13 protein-coding genes are annotated in these 17,591 nt (G+C 66.5%); 5 read left to right on the plus strand and 8 right to left on the minus strand.

Going from position 1 to position 17,591, the window contains the following annotated elements; all coding sequences use genetic code 11:
* Positions 1 to 58 precede the first annotated feature (58 nt).
* The 5 genes from AA0Z93_RS13045 to AA0Z93_RS13065 all read right to left on the minus strand — a co-directional run bounded on the left by AA0Z93_RS13045 (position 59) and on the right by AA0Z93_RS13065 (position 9,805).
* Entirely contained in the window at positions 59 to 2,107 is a 2,049-nt protein-coding gene (locus AA0Z93_RS13045; RefSeq protein ID WP_413048556.1) for a PhoX family protein, read from the minus strand.
* Positions 2,108 to 2,248: 141 nt separating this feature from the next.
* A complete protein-coding gene (locus tag AA0Z93_RS13050; RefSeq protein ID WP_413048555.1) occupies positions 2,249 to 6,790 on the minus strand; it encodes a hemagglutinin repeat-containing protein in 4,542 nt (1,513 codons plus the stop codon).
* A 23-nt stretch (positions 6,791 to 6,813) separates the two neighbouring features.
* The gene (locus tag AA0Z93_RS13055) at positions 6,814 to 8,517 is read right to left on the minus strand and encodes a ShlB/FhaC/HecB family hemolysin secretion/activation protein (protein WP_413048554.1); all 1,704 of its coding nucleotides are present in this window, start codon (positions 8,515 to 8,517) and stop codon (positions 6,814 to 6,816) included.
* Positions 8,518 to 8,677: 160 nt separating this feature from the next.
* The gene (locus tag AA0Z93_RS13060; protein ID WP_413048553.1) at positions 8,678 to 9,232 is read right to left on the minus strand and encodes a L,D-transpeptidase family protein; all 555 of its coding nucleotides are present in this window, start codon (positions 9,230 to 9,232) and stop codon (positions 8,678 to 8,680) included.
* Positions 9,233 to 9,238: 6 nt separating this feature from the next.
* Positions 9,239 to 9,805: an NUDIX hydrolase gene (locus AA0Z93_RS13065; protein WP_413048552.1), complete on the minus strand. Its 567-nt coding sequence runs from the start codon at positions 9,803 to 9,805 to the stop codon at positions 9,239 to 9,241.
* Positions 9,806 to 9,943: 138 nt separating this feature from the next.
* Here AA0Z93_RS13065 and AA0Z93_RS13070 point away from each other — a divergent pair, with 138 nt between their 5' ends.
* The 5 genes from AA0Z93_RS13070 (at position 9,944) to purT (ending at position 13,503) form a co-directional block, all read left to right on the plus strand.
* On the plus strand, positions 9,944 to 10,543 hold the full coding sequence (locus AA0Z93_RS13070; protein WP_413048551.1) for a CoA pyrophosphatase: 600 nt from the start codon (positions 9,944 to 9,946) through the stop codon (positions 10,541 to 10,543).
* A 40-nt stretch (positions 10,544 to 10,583) separates the two neighbouring features.
* Entirely contained in the window at positions 10,584 to 11,108 is a 525-nt protein-coding gene (locus AA0Z93_RS13075) for a gamma carbonic anhydrase family protein (protein ID WP_413048550.1), read from the plus strand.
* A complete protein-coding gene (locus AA0Z93_RS13080) occupies positions 11,101 to 11,298 on the plus strand; it encodes a DUF1289 domain-containing protein (protein WP_413048549.1) in 198 nt (65 codons plus the stop codon). Before AA0Z93_RS13075 ends, AA0Z93_RS13080 begins: the two co-directional genes overlap by 8 nt.
* 487 nt (positions 11,299 to 11,785) lie before the next feature.
* A complete protein-coding gene (locus tag AA0Z93_RS13085) occupies positions 11,786 to 12,253 on the plus strand; it encodes a VUT family protein (RefSeq protein WP_413048548.1) in 468 nt (155 codons plus the stop codon).
* A 68-nt stretch (positions 12,254 to 12,321) separates the two neighbouring features.
* Positions 12,322 to 13,503 (plus strand): formate-dependent phosphoribosylglycinamide formyltransferase, encoded by a 1,182-nt coding sequence (gene purT, locus AA0Z93_RS13090; RefSeq protein WP_413048547.1) that lies wholly within the window; start codon positions 12,322 to 12,324, stop codon positions 13,501 to 13,503.
* A gap of 154 nt (positions 13,504 to 13,657) precedes the next feature.
* On the opposite strand, the gene AA0Z93_RS13095 is transcribed toward purT, so the two are convergent.
* From AA0Z93_RS13095 to AA0Z93_RS13105, 3 genes are all read right to left on the minus strand, one after another.
* Positions 13,658 to 14,956: an MFS transporter gene (locus tag AA0Z93_RS13095; RefSeq protein ID WP_413048546.1), complete on the minus strand. Its 1,299-nt coding sequence runs from the start codon at positions 14,954 to 14,956 to the stop codon at positions 13,658 to 13,660.
* Positions 14,957 to 15,402: 446 nt separating this feature from the next.
* Entirely contained in the window at positions 15,403 to 16,608 is a 1,206-nt protein-coding gene (locus AA0Z93_RS13100; RefSeq protein ID WP_413048545.1) for a transporter associated domain-containing protein, read from the minus strand.
* A gap of 9 nt (positions 16,609 to 16,617) precedes the next feature.
* Positions 16,618 to 17,427 carry an inner membrane protein YpjD gene (locus AA0Z93_RS13105; RefSeq protein WP_413048544.1) on the minus strand — a complete coding sequence of 270 codons (810 nt, stop codon included), beginning with the start codon at positions 17,425 to 17,427 and terminating at the stop codon, positions 16,618 to 16,620.
* Positions 17,428 to 17,591: the final 164 nt, after the last annotated feature.

Genomic DNA, 17,591 nt, shown 5'->3' on the forward strand with positions numbered 1-17,591 from the left:
CAACGGTCCAGCAGTTTTTCGCCCTCCGGCAGGAGGACGAGCCGCGGCACCCTCGATATCACTGCGTACCGATCTCGCCACCGTCGTCGCGCTGGATGACCACCGTCGCCGAGCGCGGCCGTACGCGTTGTCCGGCCGGGGTCGGTTCGGTGGCCCTGTCGCTGTAGGGCCAGTTGCCCGGATGCTGGATGTTGACGAACAGCGTCTTGTTGTCGGGCGTGAAGGCGAGGCCGGTCACTTCGCAGCCGTTGGGGCCGACGAAGAAACGTCGCAGCTCGGCCTGGTTGTCGGGATTGATCGGCGCCGACTTGCCTGCCGCATCGACCAGGCGTTGCGGCACTACGGCCAACAACTGGTCGTTGGTGTAGTCGGCGACGCTCGCCTCGCTGTTGTCGGTCTCGAACCACAGCACGCCGCGGCTATCGAAGCGCATGCCGTCGGGGCTGGCGAACTGGTTGAGCTCGGTCAGCCCCGAGCGGTTGAGTTCGGCGCCGCCCGTGGCATTGGCGCCGAATACGAAGATGTTCCAGGTGAAGCTGCGCCGATCGTCGGCCTCGTGCCAGCGAATGATGTGGCCATGGCGGTTCAGCCCGCGCGGGTTGGCGGCATCGGTCTTGTCGGCGCTGCGCACGCTGTTGTTGGTCAGGGTCACATAGACGTCGCCGTTGAGCGGGTTGACGGCGGTCCACTCGGGGCGGTCCATGGGTGTGGCGCCTACGGCATCGGCGGCGCTGCGGGTATCGAGCAGAATGCCCGCCAGGTCGCCGAAGCGCGCGCCGAGCGTGCTGCCGTCGCGGGTGGGGCTGGCGGCGTCGAGCGGCAGCCACAGACCACTGCCATCGGCGTCGAACCGGGCGACGTAGAGCGTGCCGTGGTCCAGGTACTTGGCGCCGGTGGCCAGTCGATCGGCCGGGTTGGCGTCGGCGGGGTCCCAATGCGCATCGGACACGTACTTGTACAGGTATTCGTTGTTGGAATCGTCGCCCATGTACCACACCAAGGGTTCGCCGGCCCGGGCCAAGCCCGGGCAGCAGCCTTCGTGGCGAAAACGCCCCAGGGCGGTGCGCTTGGTAGGCAGGGTGCGTGCGTCGTAGGGATCGATCTCGACGATGTAGCCGTAGGTGCTGGCCTCGTTGCGGTAGTCCTCGCTGGCATGGGCGGCACGGGGCGTGATGTCGAAGCGGGCGAACTCGTCCTGGTTTTCGTCCGCTGCGCCCGCTGCGCTTTCCCAACGGTACTGCCCGGTGCTGGTGGACACGCCAAGGCGCACCTGGTCGGCGCTGGGCGTGGCGGTGTTGACGAAGATCGCCGGCCAGTTCTCCTCGCACGTCAGGTAGGTGCCCCAGGGTGTGTAGCCGTTGCCGCAATTGTTGTTGGTGCCGCGGCAATGGCTGCCGTCAGGCGAATAGCGGGTCTTGACGTGTTCGCTGCCGTGCAGGGGGCCGGCGATGCGCATGCGCGAGGCGGTGGTGAAGCGGCGGTTGAGCGGATGGTTGTCGACCACTTGCCAACGCCCCTGGCGTTTGCTCAGGCGCACCACGCCCGCGCCGTGGGCGTTGATCTCCTTGCGCACCTCCTCGACCGGGCGCTTGCCGTCGGCTGTGCGGGTGGGGCCGGCGGGATGCAAGGCGGCAGGGTCGATGTATTCGAAATTGATCGCCAGCAGGCCGTCCTCGGCGCTGCCGTCGATGGGGAAAAAGTGCATGCCGTCGTGGTGCATGCCCATGGCGTTGGCCTGGTCGGCGGCGCTGTTGCTGCCGTCGCGCTGCCAGGGGCGGCCGCGCTCGTTGAGCGGCGTGCCCCAGGGCGCCAGCACATAGGCACTGTAGCCCGCTGCCACGGTACAGCCGTCGGTGCGCGAACCGGGAATGGAGGTGAAGCCTAACGCCAGAGGTCGAGCGGAGGCTGGCGCTCGACGATCGGCAACGGGTGCCGCGGCATGGGCCATGGCGCCGCCACCCAGCCCCACGCCAGCGATCATGGCGACAGCGGCGCCAAGGCTGCCGTGCAGCACGCTGCGACGGCTCAGGCGAGCGTCCATGACCCGCTCCAGGCTGAGGTTGCCACTGGTATTGCGATCCACGCTGTCGCCGCTTGCTCGACTCATCGGGTGTCCTTTTTCCTGTAGAGGGGGGAGAGAAGGGCGACTGTAGAGCCCTCTTGTGATGGTTTTGTGACGTCGGTTTCGTTTATTGACTGCGCGCAACGCCAACGGCCCGCGAAGGGCCGTTGGACGTTTGCCGATGGCTCAGGGTTTGCCGGCCTGTTGCTGGATCGACGCGGCCCACTCGCCGTCGCGGCTGTAACCGCTGGTGCGCAGCAGGCCGAGGTCCAGCGCGTTTTCGCCGTCCGCCGCGCCTTTGCCTTTGCTGAACTCGGCTACGGCCGTGCCCAGGTCGGGCGCCGAGTTGGACGCATCGATGCCGACGTCGCGGCGGTAATCCTGGCCGCGCAGCGTCTGCTGGGTGATGGCGCTGCCGCCCAGATCGACGCTACCGCGTGGCGCCTGCAGACGGGCACCGATCAGTTGCGTGTCGCCGGCGACGGTCAAGGCGATACCTTCGCTGCCCTTGAGCCCGCTCTGCTGGGCCACGCTGTCGCGGGCGATGCGCGAAGCATCGACCTTCAGGGTCGGCGAAAGGCCGGGGTCGATCGTGCTCAGGGCCGAGCCCGCCTTCTCCTTGACCTTGTCGGCTGCCGGCCCCGCCACTGAGGTGGCGGCATTCAGGTAACCCTGCGGATTCTTCTCATGGCTCAAGCGCGCATCCACTTGCACGCGGGTGCTGTCGACATGGTCCTTGCGGCTGGCGACCACCAGGTTGCCGTCGATGGCACCGCCGATGCGCTCGCCCTCGACGCGCACGCCCTCCACGCGGGTATCGCCGGCGCTGCTCAGGGTCACCTGATCGGCGCGCCAGGCGCTGTCGTTCCAGGTCAGGTTGTCGCGCTTGTCCAGCTCGACCTTGACCCGACCGTGCAGGCCGCGCACATCGTCGGCTGCCAGTGCGGCCTTGCTCAGATTGAAACCGGCACCGGCGGTGATCGCCAGGTTGTCGCGCCGGTCATAGCCGCTCGACGCTTCGGCGAGGACACCGCCCTTGGCGGCGTCGAGCGCCAGCGCCTGGGCATTGACCTGCAAGCCTTGCAGGTGGATGGCCTGGTCTTCGCGGGCCTGGCTGGCGGCGGTCAGCGTGCCACGGCTGTGCACGCTCGGGTCCTGGGCGGTCCGGCTGTCTTCGTCGACCTTGCCCGAGGTCAGGTGCCCGCCCAGTGCGCCTGCGCTGCTCGCACCATATGAGCCTGCCAGCTCCACGCCACCGCCGAGCACGCTACCCTTGGCCTGGTGCGTGTCGTAGGCGGCCACATCCTTGAGTACGCCAGCGCTGTCGAGCGTCACCTCGCCGACCGGCGCTTCGCGGCGGCCGATTTTCACGCCTTCGAGGGTGAGGTCGCCGCCACTGCGCAAGGTCACGTCGCCTTTGGCGTCGAGCTGTGCGACCTGGGCCTTGCGATCGCTGGCCTGGTGACTGGCGTAGTCGCCATAGACGCGTGCGTCCAGGCCAGTCCTGGCTGGGTTGTTGCCGCCTTTGCTCCACAGGTTGGCGTCGAGTTCGCTGCTGGTCTTGTCCAGCGAATCGCTGGCGGCGCTGACCGTCAGTGGGCCGGCGCTGTCTATCAGGATCGGGCCATCGCCGCCGTCCATACGCGTGCCTTCATACAGGCCATCGCTGCCCAGTTGCACCTGGATACCGCTTTGGCCCTGCAAGCTGCCGACCTTGGCCGTGCGGGTGGCGAGCCGGCTGTGGTCCTTTTCTACCGCACCGGTGACGCGTACGTTGACGTCCGCGCCGGTGCTGGTGTCGACACGTACTCCGCCATCGACCTTCAGCGTGTCGTCGATGAGCGTCCGGCTGTCGTGTGCGGCCAGCAGGTGGTGTTGCTGCGCGTCTATCGCCACTTGGCCAGCGCTGGCTTTGTAGGTGGTGCCGACGTCAGTGAGGGTGTCGGCCTTGAGTTCGATGGCGCCCGCGTCCAGTTCGGTCACGTGCGCCGTGGTTTGGGTGTCCAGACGCTGGCTGCTCACATGGGCGAGCGTGGCATCGGCGCCGACGCTGGGTGGCGCCATCGCATCCTCAGGGGACGCCTGCTGGAAGCGCGCCGCTTCCTCGCCCTGCGCCAGGCGTTCGATGGGCCGGGTGATGTCGCGGTACTCCAGGCTCGCGCCGAGGCTGGCGTTCCAGTTCCGGGTGCGGGTGTCGGTGTGCTCGATGTCGTCCGCCGCGCGGCTCTCCACCCGCTCGGCAACCATCTTCAGTTTGGAGCCCGTTTTGATCAGGGTGGCCTCGTTGACCACATCCGGCGCATCGATACGGACCTCGCCGCCCGCGCTCAGCTCACTGCGTTGGATCCGGCTTTCGAGACGTTCGGTGACGGTCTGGTCATGTTTGCCATGGAACGCGCTACCGACCCGATCGATGCCACCGGTCACGGCCAGGCCGCCACCGCTTTCGGTACGCGTGGTGAGTTCGCGGCTGTCGTTGCGTGTCACGCCCAGGTCGACTTTTTGCGCGGCCAGCGTGACGTCGCCCCCTTCGGCGCTGACCTTCGAGCCTTTGACCTGCAAGGTGTTGCCGCTGCGCAACGCGACGCTGGCGCCGCTGAGTTCGCTGGCGGTCTGCTGGGTGGCACTGCTGTGTTTTTCCGTGCTCGCGACTTCGTAGCCGACGCCCGCATCGAACTGCCGCGAGCCGGCTTTTTCCCCTTCGGCCTCACGGGTCTGTCTGGCGTGGGCGCTGAACGTGCGTTGCCGCTCGGCCTGCTGGCTGCTGCTCCGGCTCGCCGCACTGACGATGCTCAGGTCGCCGCCGGCCTCGGCCGTCAGTTGCTGGTCGGCATGGACGCGGGCGCCTTCGATGTGCAGGTCGCCGGCACTGGCCAGACGCAGATTGGTGCGCGAGCTGAGGTCGCTCGACAGCACCTGCTGCTCGCGGTCGGTACGCGCGCTGCTGTTGCCGAACACGCCGAACACTTTGCTGCTCGAAGCCGTGCGGCTTTGCGTGCTTTCGCCGGTGGCTGCGGCCACCTCCAGTGCGCCGACCGTGCTGTGCAGCAGCGCATCCTTGTCCCCGAACACTTCACTGCCGCGGATGCTGGCACGCTCTGCGGTGACCTTCAGCACTCCGTCTGCACGCACCTTGCTACCGACCATCCTACCGGCTTCGCCGTCATGGCCCTGGCGATCGCCGAAGAAAGTGCCGGACACCAGGTCGCCGCGATAGTCGCGGTGCTGCTCGCGCTCGTCGAGGCGCTGGGCGTCGATCTGCACATGGCGGCCGCTGATCTGCAGATCGTTCTGGCTCAGCACCTGGCTGCCGACGATGTGCACGTCGCCGCCCGCACCGAGCTGCACATTGGCGCCTTTGAGCACGCTAGGCACGGCGCTTTCACGGTACTGGTCGCTGTCGCTGTCGCCGCGCCAGAGGTGCTTGCGGTGGCGAACCTGACGCTGCTGCCGGTCGCTGTCGCTGGCGGCGAGGAGGTCGAGCCGGCCGCCGCTGTCCAGGTGCAGTCGGTCGGCGGCCGCGAGTTCAGTGCCGGTCAGGCGCATGTCGCCGCTGGCACGCAGTTTGATGTCGTCGCTGGCGGTGAGCAGCACGCCGTAGTGTTTACGCTGGGTGCGGGTGTCTTGCCGGCTGTAGGTTTCGGTGGTGACGAACCACAGCTTCTTGTTCCACTCGTCGCGGCTGCGGCTGACGTCTTCACGGGTTTTGCCGTCGAGCGTCAGCGCCTTGCCGGCCGCGACATCGACCGTGCGTGCGCTGCCGCTGACTGCGCTCAGGTGCAGGTCGCCAGCGGCCTCGAGGGTCAGGTCGCCCTCCGTCACCTGCAACCTGCTGTGGCCGCGTTCGCTGCCTTCCACGGTCAAGGACCCAGCCGAGCGTACGGTCAATTCCTTGTCCGCCGTTGCCTGCGTGGGGCCCATGCGCACGCCTGCCCCCTCGGCGGTGGACACGATGCGGATGCGCCCTGCGTGCATGGCGCCGAACAGGCTGGCATCGACGCTGCCCGATTCGCCAGGCAGGTGCTCCAGCACGTCCAGCGAGCCGCTGGCCAGGCGGTTGCGTCCGGCCAGCACGTTGAGGTCGCCTGCTGCCAGCAGCGAGCCGCTGCTGGTCACTTTGGGCGCGATCAGGTCCAGGCCGCCGCCGCTGTTGGCAGCGCCGCGCTCCAGCACCTGCAACTGACCCGTGGCGTCGAGGGTGTCCAGGCGCTTGAGCTGCTGGTCTTCGATCACAGGCTTGCCGACCAGGAAACTGGCCCGCGAGGTGTTGATGAACTGGCCGCCGTTGACCGTGATGCCATTAGGGTTGGCCAGGATGTAGTCGGCGGGGCGGCCGAAGATCTCTTGCGCGCCTTCGACCAGCGAGGCGTTGCGGCTGACCACTTCGTTGATGATGGTGGACGCGGCCTGTCCGTGGAACTGCGCATTGCCGGCCAGGGCGCCGGCCAGTTGCGACTGCCCCTCGCTCAACGAATTGTTCAGGACTACCCCCGCCTGGCCGACGTTGTAGTCGAGGAACTGGTTGTGCGACAGGCCGTTGGCGTTGGGGGCGACGATGTCGATCACCGGTACGCCGTGGCTCAGGTCGACCGACGCCATGCCAGCGGGGCCGCCGACGGCTTGCAGGGCATCGGCGGCAACGCCGAGCCCAGGGCTGGCCAGACACATGAAGATGGTCCAGCGCAGTACGTCGGGGCGGCGCTTCGAGGTTTCTCGGGCTTCATTCATGGTGATGCTCTCTTGTGGGTGAATCACAGGTTCAGTTGCCATTCCACGGCCCAGAAGCCGGGCTCCAGGGCGTGGCGGGGAAGGTCGCTGGCGTGCAAGGCGCGCTGGTATTGCAGGCGCAGCTGTTGCCTGCCTGGCAGTTGCAGGTCCAGCCCCACGGCCGCCCCGATCAGCCGCTGGGAGTCGACTTCGCCCTGCCGGCGTTCGAGGCGGGCGGCGCGATGATGGCGAGCCCAGCCCACGTCCAGGGCCAGATGGGGACGTACCGCCAAGCCAGGCCACCAGGAAAGCGAGAAGGTCTGGCCGAGTTCGTTGCGCCAGCTCAAGCCGCTGGCGGCGGCCACGCTGCGCTCGCGAAAACCGCGCACGGCGTTGTCGTTGTTCAAGGCGAGCTGTTCGATGGCTGGCAGCGGATCGGGGCTGTACTGGGCCTCTATCTGACTTTGCAGGCTGAGGCTGGCGTCGGCCGACAGCGCGCGGCGGTGCAGGAGGCTGGCTCGGTACTGGTTGAAACGCGGCGCGGCACTGCGGCGTTTGGGGTCGTCGCTGACGCTCTGGCCATAGCCCAGGCCGAGCGAGGCATACCACAGGCCGGGTCCGCGCCAGAGCAGGTTCACTCCCAGGTCGGCAGTCAACAGTTGCGGGCTCTGCACATCGATGCGCCAGCCGTTGAGGTCGCTGTGCAAGCGCTTGTGCGACACGCGCAGAGCGCTGCTGAGCAGGCCGCGCTGTCCGCGCCAGAGCAGCCGCTCGACGTTCGCGCCCAGCAGCTGGGTGGCGCCATGGCTGCGCAGACGCGTCTGTGGAATGGGCGTTTCGTGTTGGCTCTGCGCTACGAAGCCGGCGAAGGTCCAGGCCCCGTAAGGCAGGCTGTAGGAGCCGCCCCAGGCCAGGCTCTGGCCCGGCGCATGGAACACCAGGCGCTGCGCGTACAGGCGCAGGTCGCCATTGAGCCCCAGCGGGCTGTCCAGGCCGAACGTGAGGTTGAGTCGATGCCGGCCGCCGTACGCCGTGCCACGGTTGTCGAGCCTGGCATCCAAATGCCAGCGCTTGTCGGGTTGCCGGTTGTGCAGACGTATCCGCGATCCGCCTTGCAGTTCGCCTGGCAGCACGTCGAGGCCGAATTCGAAGGCGCGCAGGCGGTTGAGCTGGTCCAGGCCCTGTTCGAGTTGGGGCAGATACAGCGGTTCGCCGAGCACGCCGGGGAAAGCGCCGCGCAGCGACAGTGCCTCGGTGGGGTCGGCCAGTTCGATGCGTTCGACGAAGCCTTCGTCGATGAAGATGTCCAGCGGCGCGCCGTCTTCGGGTTGGCCGAGCAACGTTGGCCGGCTGGTCGGATAGCCGGCTGCCACATAGCGCGCGGTGAGGGCACGCAGTATCCGGTTGATGCCTTCGACCCCGACGCATGCAGTCAGAAGCGGTTGCAGTGCCTGGCGCAAGGTGTGCTCATCGAGGCGCCGGTTGCCGCGCAGGCGAATGCCGTCGAGGCGCCAGCACTGAGTGTCGGCATGGACGGGAGGTTGGCGCTCGGTGTGGTGCTCGACAGGCTCTTGTCGGCGTTGCCAACGCTCGATGCGCAGACGTTCCTGTTCGGTCCGCAGCGTCTGTTGCTGTTCGCGCAACACCCGTGTGGCGAAGTCTTCAGCCGCTGAGGATAGGGTGACCGTCGAACCCAGCAACAGGCCATACAGACAAAGCCGGACCTGCCGATTACTCACTTTGAACATCGCTCGATTCCGCAAAATGCGTACGTATCCGTACTTTTTGTTTGCGAAAAGTCTACGAGCGCAGGTCGATGGCGCGCTGCCGTACCCTACCTACATGGGTGTCAGGCAGAAGTGCAAAGTTTGTAGGCGTTTTCTTTGCGATCAGATCGAGACCGCAGGGTCAGGGGCGAATTTCCACCATGGTGCCGTCCTTGACCAGGCTCCAGACCTCACGCATGTCGGCATTGCGCATGGCGATGCAGCCTTCGGTCCAGTCCAGCGTATGGAAATACCACTCCGGGTACTGCTCGTCGATCGGCGTACCGTGGATCATGATCATGCCGCCGGGCGGCACGCCCTCCTGCTTGGCGCGCGCGGCATCGGCGACGTTGGGGTAGGAAACGTGCATGGCCAGGTTGTAGCGGCTGCTGTTCTTGCGCCAATCGATCCAGTAGAAGCCTTCGGGCGTGCGTTTGTCGCCTTCGCGCAGCTTGGCGCCTTTGGGTTGCTTGCCCAGGGAAATGCGGTAGGTCTTGAGCGGCTCGCCGCGGCTGAGCAGTTGCAGGCGGCGCTCGGATTTGACCACCAGGATCTTGTCCACCGCCGCGGCCGGCCGCACCGTGGTCACCGCAGGCGCGGCGGCGGGCGTCAGCGGTTTGCGAATGATGACTTCGGTGAAGGCGGCCTGGGCCGTCGAGGTCAGGCACAGGCAGAGCACGGCAAGCAAGCGACGCATGAAACGTTATTCCCGGGAAAGAGGGTTGGCAGAGGCGAGGTTCATCGGCTGCACGTATTCATGGCCAACGGGGTAGCGCTGCTCGATGCGGTCGCGATAGTAGCACTGCAGCGTGCGCGCCACGGTGCGAAACGCCAAGTGGTCCCAGGGAATCTCGTGCTCTTCGAACAGCCGCACTTCCAGGCTCTCGATGCCCACGGCGAAATCCAGGTCTTGCAGTTCGGCGCGGAAGAACACGTGCACCTGATTGATGTGCGGCAGGTCGAACAGCTGGTACAGGCTGGCCGCGCCGACCCGCGCGCAGGCTTCTTCGCCGGTTTCGCGGCGCGCGGCCTGTTCGAGGGTCTCGCCGTTTTCCATGAACCCGGCCGGAAGCGTCCAGAAGCCGCGGCGCGGCTCGATGGCACGGCGGCACAGCAGCACCTGGCTGCCCCAGGTCGGCAGCACGCCGGCGACCATGTTGGGGTTCTGGTAATGAATGGTGTGGCAGTTCGGACACACGAAGCGCAAACGGCTGTCGCCTTCGGGAATGCGTTGGATCACCGGGTTGCCGCAGGCGCTGCAAAAATTCATGTCGATGGCCGTCGTTCGAAAGTGCGGCTATCTTGGCGCGCCGCAGGCAGGCTCGGCAAGCAGGCCTTGCCGGGGCTTGGGCGACCGACGGCTTTTGGTGCATCATGCCGGGCAGACCCTGAAACCGAGAGTGCGTGAATGTTGGACGAGCTGGTTCGCAGAATGGGGAGCCACGTGCCTGCTGCCCTGGAAACGGACCGCCGTTTCCCGGAAGCGGCGGTGTTGCTGCCCATCACCCGCGGCGAGGTCCCCGAGCTGGTCCTGACCCTGCGCGCCCAAGGCCTTTCGACCCATGGCGGGGAGGTCGCCTTTCCTGGCGGCCGGCGCGACCCGGAAGACCCTGACCTGGTCTTCACCGCGCTGCGCGAAGCCGAAGAGGAAATCGGCCTGCCGCCCGGGCTGGTGGAAGTGCTCGGCCCGCTCAGCCCGCTGATCTCGCTGCACGGCTTGAAGGTGACGCCATTCGTCGGGCTGATCCCCGACTACGTCGACTACCGGCCCAACGATGCCGAAATCGCCGCCGTGTTCAGCGTGCCGCTGGCCTTCTTCGCCCAGGACCCGCGCGAGCACACCCATCGCATCGACTATCAGGGGCGCAGTTGGTACGTACCCAGCTATCGTTATGACGGCTACAAGATCTGGGGGCTGTCGGCGATCATGATCGTCGAGCTGGTCAACCTGCTGTTCGATGCCGGCATCAACCTGAATGAGCCGCCTGCGCGCTCCACTCCCATTTGAGCGGGACCACCCGCCAGCCGTGCAACCTGAGGACACCATCATGCATTACCGCCTGGGCCCGTTGCGGGTCGAAGCCCATCCCAGCAGTTGGACGGCGCCGAACGCCACGCTGATCGGCAAGGTACGCCTGCAAGCGCGCGCCAGCGTCTGGTTCAACGCCGTGCTGCGCGGCGACAACGAACTGATCGACATCGGCGAAGACAGCAACGTGCAGGACGGTGCGGTAATCCATACCGATCCCGGTTCGCCGCTGACCCTGGGCAAGGGCGTGACCATCGGCCACAAGGCCATGTTGCACGGCTGCACGGTCGGCGATTACAGCCTGATCGGCATCAATGCGGTGATCCTCAACGGCGCGCGTATCGGCAAGCACTGCATCATCGGCGCCAACGCGCTGATCCCCGAGGGCAAGGAGATTCCCGACGGCTCGCTGGTGATGGGCTCGCCCGGCAAGGTGGTGCGCGAGTTGACCGACACGCAGAAACGCATGCTCGAAGCCAGCGCCGCGCATTACGTGAGCAACGCCCAGCGCTATGCCGCCGAGCTGGTGGCCGACGATGAGTGAGCGGGCGGGGCGGCCGGTGGCTTCGCCGTGCGTGAGCATCTGTGCGTTGGACGAGCAGGATATTTGCACCGGTTGCCAGCGCAGCGTCGCGGAGATCGCGCGCTGGTCGAAGATGGACGACGACGAGCGGCGGGCGGTACTGGCGATGTGTCACGAGCGGGCTGTGGCGGCGGGATTGGTGTTCTCGTAAGCGGGGCGGGCGCAGGATGGAACGGGTTGCTGGCAGGTTTGGCAGGTCTTGGTGGGTTGATAGGTATGGGACCGCTTTGCGGTCCATCGCGGCTGAACCGGAGCGCCGGCCGGCCGCTCCCACAGGAGTCGGTAGAGGCCGCTTGGTGGTCCATCGCGGCTAATCGGAGCGCCGCCTGGCGGTTCAATGCGCGTGAATCGGCGTGCCCACACGGCCGTTCCTGCCGCAGGAGTGGGAGCGGCCGGTTCGGCGCTCCGATTAGCCGCGATGGCCGGCAACGCCGGCCCAACCCTGGCGACGCCATTCCAGAACTGTTCACAAAACCTCACTAATTCTGGCGACGCCATTCCAAGGCCGCTCGCAGCACCTGACCAACCCTCGCTTCAGCATCTTCGCCAGCCGACCCACAACGCCACCCACCCCATGGCCGGCTGCATTGCCCAGGGAAATTTAGTACCCTGTGCGGCTTGTCCGAAGGTCTACGTGCATGCTCTTTCTCATCGCCTACATCGGCAGCGTCGTGCTGATCAACTTCGCCTTCTCCAGCGCGCCCCACCTGGATGTGATCTGGTCCGCCTGGGGTGGGTTGGTGTTCATCCTGCGCGACATGGTGCAGACCCGCTACGGCCATGGTGCGCTGCTGGCCATGCTGGCGGCGCTGGTGCTGTCCTACGTCACTTCGCAGCCGGCCATCGCCCTGGCCAGCGCCACGGCGTTCTTCGTCTCCGAACTGATCGACTGGCTGGTCTTCAGCCTCACCCGCCGCCCGCTGCGAGACCGTCTGTGGTTGAGCTCGGCGCTGAGCATCCCGGTCGACACCCTGATTTTCTTCGGCATGATCGGCGCACTGACGCCCGTTGTGGTCGGCACGGCCATGGCTTCGAAATTCGCTGGTGTCACCGCCGTCTGGCTGGCCATGAGCTGGCGCGCGCGGCGTGGCGCGGCGCTGTCGTAAGCGCCTCCATACTTTCGCATCCCCCGTTCGCCTCCGGCGAGCGTCGCTATCCACCTGGAGAACCTGTGATGACCCGTATCGGAACCCCATTGTCGCCGACCGCGACCCGTGTACTGCTCTGTGGCTGTGGCGAGCTGGGCAAGGAAGTGGTGATCGAACTGCAACGCCTGGGCGTGGAGGTGATCGCCGTCGACCGTTATGCCGATGCCCCGGCCATGCAGGTGGCGCACCGCAGCCATGTGGTCAACATGCTCGACGGCGTGGCATTGCGCGCAGTGATCGAGGCGGAAAAGCCGCACTACATCGTCCCGGAAATCGAGGCCATCGCCACTGCCACCCTGGTCGAACTGGAGAGCGAAGGCTTCAACGTGGTACCCACCGCCCGCGCCACCCAGCTGACCATGAACCGCGAGGGCATCCGCCGCCTGGCCGCCGAAGAGTTGGACCTGCCCACCTCGCCTTACCACTTCGCCGACACCTACGAGGACTACGCCAAGGGCGTGGCCGACGTCGGTTATCCATGCGTGGTCAAGCCGGTGATGAGCTCCTCGGGCAAGGGCCAGAGCCTGCTGCGCAGCGACGCCGAGCTGCAGAGCGCCTGGACCTACGCCCAGGAAGGCGGCCGTGCCGGCGGCGGGCGGGTGATCGTCGAGGGCTTCATCGACTTCGACTACGAAATCACCTTGCTGACCGTGCGCCATGTGGGCGGCACCACCTTCCTCGAACCGGTCGGCCATCGCCAGGAAAAAGGGGACTACCAAGAGTCGTGGCAGCCCCAGGCGATGAGCGCCACGGCCCTGGCCGCCGCCCAGCACGTGGCCAAGGCGGTGACCGATGCCCTGGGCGGGCGCGGCCTGTTCGGCGTGGAGCTGTTCGTCAAGGGCGACCAGGTGTGGTTCAGCGAAGTCTCGCCACGGCCGCACGACACTGGCCTGGTGACCCTGATTTCCCAGGACCTGTCGCAGTTCGCCCTGCATGCCCGGGCCATCCTCGGTCTGCCGATTCCGGTGGTACGCCAGTTCGGCCCGTCGGCCTCGGCGGTGATCCTGCCCCAGGGCACCTCGACGCAGACCGCTTTCGCCAATCTGGGCGCGGCCCTGAGCGAACCCGACACGGCCCTGCGCCTGTTCGGCAAGCCGCAGATCGACGGCCAGCGGCGCATGGGCGTGTGCCTGGCGCGCGACGAGTCCACCGACGCTGCGCGGGCCAAGGCGAGCCGCGCCGCGCAGGCGGTCAACGTCGAGTTCTGAGGCCGGTCCGGCTGCTGGGCGGGTGGGAGTCACCTGGGGTCGCTGCCCTTGATCCCTGCCAGGTGGCCTGGTCGTCAGGACAGACCGCCATCTGACCTTCCAAGGGGCCAGCCCGGATACCGGCACAAGGTGCAATGCCTCGTGCCGGTTCTGCCTAAAGCTCGGTGTCGCGGGTTTCCTTCAGGCACAGCACCGCGATCAGGCTAAGCACCGCTGCCGCTGACACGTATCCGCCTACCCAGCTCAAGCCACCCATGCTCACCAGCTTCTGCGCGAAGAACGGTGCCGCCGAAGCCCCGACGATGCCCCCCAGGTTGTAGGCGGCCGATGCGCCGGTGTAGCGCACATGGGTCGGGAACAGCTCGGGCAGCAAGGCCCCCATCGGCGCGAAGGTCACCCCCATCAGGAACAGCTCCAGGCTCAGGAACAGCGCTACGCCCGCAGTCGAACCCGAGGTCAGCAGCGGCTCCATGGTGAAACCCGACGCCACGGCCAGGAGGCAGCCGACGATCAACACCGGCTTGCGCCCATAGCGGTCACTGAGCCAGGCCGACAACGGCGTTGCCAGCGCCATGAAGACCACGGCCAGGCACAGCAGGCCGAGGAAGGTTTCGCGGCTGTAGCCCAGCGTGGTCACGCCGTAACTCAGCGAGAACACCGTCGAGATGTAGAACAGCGCATAGCACACCACCATGGTTGCGGCGCCCAACACGGTCGGGCGCCAGTAGTGGGCGAACAGGTCGACCACCGGCAGCTTGACCCGCTCCTGAAGCGCCACGGCCTTCGCGAACACCGGACTTTCTTCGAGCTTGAGGCGCACGTACAGACCCACCAACACCAACGCGGCGCTGAGCAGGAAGGGGATGCGCCAGCCCCAGGCGCGGAATTGCTCGTCGCTCAGCAGCAGGGCCAGGGTCAGGAACAGACCGTTGGCGGCGAGAAAGCCGATCGACGGGCCGAGCTGCGGAAACATGCCGAACCAGGCGCGTTTGCCGGCCGGAGCGTTCTCGGTGGCCAGCAAGGCTGCGCCGCCCCATTCGCCGCCCAGGCCCAGACCCTGGCCGAAGCGCAGCAGACAGAGCAGGATCGGCGCCCACACGCCGATGCTGTCATAGCCCGGCAGCACGCCGATCAGCGTGGTGGAGACCCCCATCAGCAGCAGCGAGGCGACCAGGGTCGACTTGCGCCCGATGCGGTCGCCGAAGTGGCCGAACAGCGCCGACCCCAAAGGGCGGGCCAGGAAGGCGATGCCAAAGGTGAGAAAGGCCGCCAGCATCTGCACCGTGCCGGACCCGGAGGGGAAGAAGATCGGCCCGATCACCAGCGCTGCAGCCGTGGCGTAAACGTAGAAATCGTAGAACTCGATGGCGGTGCCGATGAAGCTGGCGGTCGCCACGCGGGCAGGTGAGTTGACTGGCGCGGACGGCCGGACGGAGGTGTCGCTGATGGTCATCGAGTAGGTCCCTGACGGTCGGATTCGCTACGCGGAGCTACCCACGGGCATGTCGCCACACGGCAAGACAGGCGCAGGTGGGTGAAGGCCGGAGCGTATTGTTGTTGTCGTGCTCGCCGGACTGACGATAGCCCAAGTGGGTAGGGGCGGGTGGGCGCTGTTCGGGGTATTGAAGCAGAACCGTGCGGGTGTCAGCGAAGCGGGCTGGCCGTGGGGCGCCGGGTGCGGGTAGCGGGCGGGACGGCAGGGCTGGATAAGCGTGAGCCGAGTATAACTAGGCTCTGGCTGAAAAGTCCTGATACTCGTCCAGGCTGCGTTGAAAACCCGTTCGGAATGCTCATGTACTTCAATACAGTGCGCTTGCTCACTGATTTACGCGGGGCCACCTTCGGCGGGGCCACCTTCGGCGGGGCCTGGCCTTCGTCTCAGAACTTTTCAGACAAAGCCTAACGCGCTGCAGTCCAGACCAGCACCTTGCTGACGCAATTGTCCTCGGTCTCGAAGACCTCCAGGCGATGCTTGCCGATCTTCAGGCATACCGCGCTCTGCGGAATGCTCTCCAGCGCTTCGGTGATCAGCCCGTTGAGGGTTTTCGGGCCACCGTCGCAGGGCAGGTGCCAGCCCAGGCAGCGGTTGATCTCGCGCAATGGGGTCGGCCCATCGATGAGGAAACGACCGTCGTCTTGCAGCGCGATGTGCGGATTTTCGAGGGTCTGCTCGTTTTCGAACTCACCGACCACTTCTTCGAGCAGGTCTTCCAGGGTGACGATGCCCAGCACCTCGCCGTATTCGTCGACCACGGTCGCCATGCGCCGCTGCTGCTTGTGGAAATTGAGCAACTGCAAGTGCAAGGGTGTGTTTTCGGGGATGAAGTAGGGAGCGTGGCACGCCGCCCGCAGGCTGTCCTTGCACAGTTGGCCGGCGTCGAGCAGGTGCTTGACCAACTTGACGTTGAGTACGGCCTCGATCTGGTTGATGTCGGCGTGGAACACCGGCAGGCGCGTATGGCGGCTGGCGCGCAACTGGGCGGCGATCAGCTCGATGGGGTCGTCCAGGTTGATGCCGTCGACTTCGTTGCGCGGAATCAGGATGTCCTGCACGGTGACCCGCGCCAAGGCTTGGAGGCTGTCGCCCAGACCCGTGCGCTTGGGCGCTGGCAGCGGCTCGTCTTCGAGTGCGTCGTCTTGCGTCTGCCCCGTCGCGTCGGTGGCTTGCGCTGGCCGTTTGAACGGTAGCAGCAGCAGACGGGCACAAGCGTCGAGCAGGCAGGCCAGGGGCTGCATGAGCACCAGCAAGGGTTTGAGCAGGTGCGTGCCGAGGGTGTGGCAGGCGGCAGCGTGGCGGCGCGCCATGCGTCGCGGCAGGTACTCGGCCACCACCAGCAGCACCAAGGCCGCGCCTAGCCCGGCCAGCCAGAAACCTTGTTCGCCCGCCTGCCGGTAACCCAGCAGGCATGCCAGGCACAGCACCAGCCATTTGCCCAGGGAAGCGCCGAACACCAGAGCCTGTGCAGGCAGGGCAGGCTGCGGGCGTTGGTCGTCCGCGCTGGCACTCGGCGCGCGTCGGGCAGCGTCCACGGTAGTGAACAGCGCTGCCCAAAGCAGCGCCAGGGCGAGCATGCCGTATAGGGTGGCAGGCGGCGGGATGGTCATGGGCGATCGTCAGATGTGCAGGATGAATTCACGTACCAGCTTGCTGCCGAAATAGGCCAGCATCAGCAGGCAGAAGCCGGCCAGGGTCCAGCGGATGGCCTTGTGGCCCCGCCAGCCGAGGCGGGTGCGGCCCCACAGCAATACGCCGAACACGATCCAGGCCACGCAGGCGAGCAGGGTCTTGTGCACCAGGTGCTGGGCGAACAGGTTGTCGAGGAACAACCAGCCCGAGAGCAGCGAGGCGCTGAGCAGGACCCAACCGGCCCAAAGGAAGCCGAACAGCAGGCTTTCCATGGTTTGCAACGGCGGGAAGTTGCGGATCAGCCCGGACGGATGCTTGTGCTTGAGCTGGTGGTCCTGCAACAACAGCAGCAGCGACTGGAACACGGCGATGGTGAACAGGCCATAGGCCAGGATCGACAACAGGATGTGCGCCAGGATGCCCGGTTCTTCGTTGATCAGCGGTACCGTGCCAGCCGGCGCGAATTGCGACAGCAGGGCGGTGATGGCGCCGAGCGGGAACAACAGCACCAGCAGGTTTTCCACCGGGATGCTCAGACAGGCGAGCAGGGTCAGGGCGATCACCGCCACGGCGATCAGGCTGGCGGCGCTGAAGAAGTCCAGGCTCAGGCCCAGGGGCGTGATCAGCTGGAAGAACAGCGCGCCGCCCTGGGCGAGCACGGCCAGCACGCCGAACAGGCCCAGCAGGCGTTTGTCGGCCAGGGTGCCCTGGCGGATGCGCGAGGCCTGGTAGAACGTGGCGAGCAGATACAGGCCAGCGGCGAGCAGATTGGGGATGAGGCTGGGTGAAGAGAGCATAAGTCCTGGCAGGCAAGCCCTTAAAGAAGCGGAGTGTGGCATAGAAGATAGCGGGCAAGGAAGTCTGCGGCCCATGCCGCGCACGCCTCTCCGGTGCTGGATCGGCGAAGTGCGTGTCCGTCGGCTGCGCGCTGTGCGCGATCCCAGGTCTGCGCTATAATCGC

Source organism: Pseudomonas phoenicis (assembly GCF_047302395.1).
GTDB lineage: Bacteria > Pseudomonadota > Gammaproteobacteria > Pseudomonadales > Pseudomonadaceae > Aquipseudomonas.

Excerpts from the sequence above, each read along its gene's own strand:
- AA0Z93_RS13080 (WP_413048549.1), top strand. The coding sequence starts at position 11,101 with ATGAGTGAGCGGGCGGGGCGGCCGGTGGCTTCGCCGTGCGTGAGCATC.
- AA0Z93_RS13070 (WP_413048551.1), top strand. The coding sequence starts at position 9,944 with ATGTTGGACGAGCTGGTTCGCAGAATGGGGAGCCACGTGCCTGCTGCC.
- AA0Z93_RS13065 (WP_413048552.1), bottom strand. The coding sequence starts at position 9,805 with ATGAATTTTTGCAGCGCCTGCGGCAACCCGGTGATCCAACGCATTCCC.
- purT (WP_413048547.1), top strand. The coding sequence starts at position 12,322 with ATGACCCGTATCGGAACCCCATTGTCGCCGACCGCGACCCGTGTACTG.
- AA0Z93_RS13075 (WP_413048550.1), top strand. The coding sequence starts at position 10,584 with ATGCATTACCGCCTGGGCCCGTTGCGGGTCGAAGCCCATCCCAGCAGT.
- AA0Z93_RS13060 (WP_413048553.1), bottom strand. The coding sequence starts at position 9,232 with ATGCGTCGCTTGCTTGCCGTGCTCTGCCTGTGCCTGACCTCGACGGCC.
- AA0Z93_RS13105 (WP_413048544.1), bottom strand. The coding sequence starts at position 17,427 with ATGCTCTCTTCACCCAGCCTCATCCCCAATCTGCTCGCCGCTGGCCTG.
- AA0Z93_RS13055 (WP_413048554.1), bottom strand. The coding sequence starts at position 8,517 with ATGTTCAAAGTGAGTAATCGGCAGGTCCGGCTTTGTCTGTATGGCCTG.
- AA0Z93_RS13050 (WP_413048555.1), bottom strand. The coding sequence starts at position 6,790 with ATGAATGAAGCCCGAGAAACCTCGAAGCGCCGCCCCGACGTACTGCGC.
- AA0Z93_RS13045 (WP_413048556.1), bottom strand. The coding sequence starts at position 2,107 with ATGAGTCGAGCAAGCGGCGACAGCGTGGATCGCAATACCAGTGGCAAC.
- AA0Z93_RS13085 (WP_413048548.1), top strand. The coding sequence starts at position 11,786 with ATGCTCTTTCTCATCGCCTACATCGGCAGCGTCGTGCTGATCAACTTC.
- AA0Z93_RS13100 (WP_413048545.1), bottom strand. The coding sequence starts at position 16,608 with ATGACCATCCCGCCGCCTGCCACCCTATACGGCATGCTCGCCCTGGCG.
- AA0Z93_RS13095 (WP_413048546.1), bottom strand. The coding sequence starts at position 14,956 with ATGACCATCAGCGACACCTCCGTCCGGCCGTCCGCGCCAGTCAACTCA.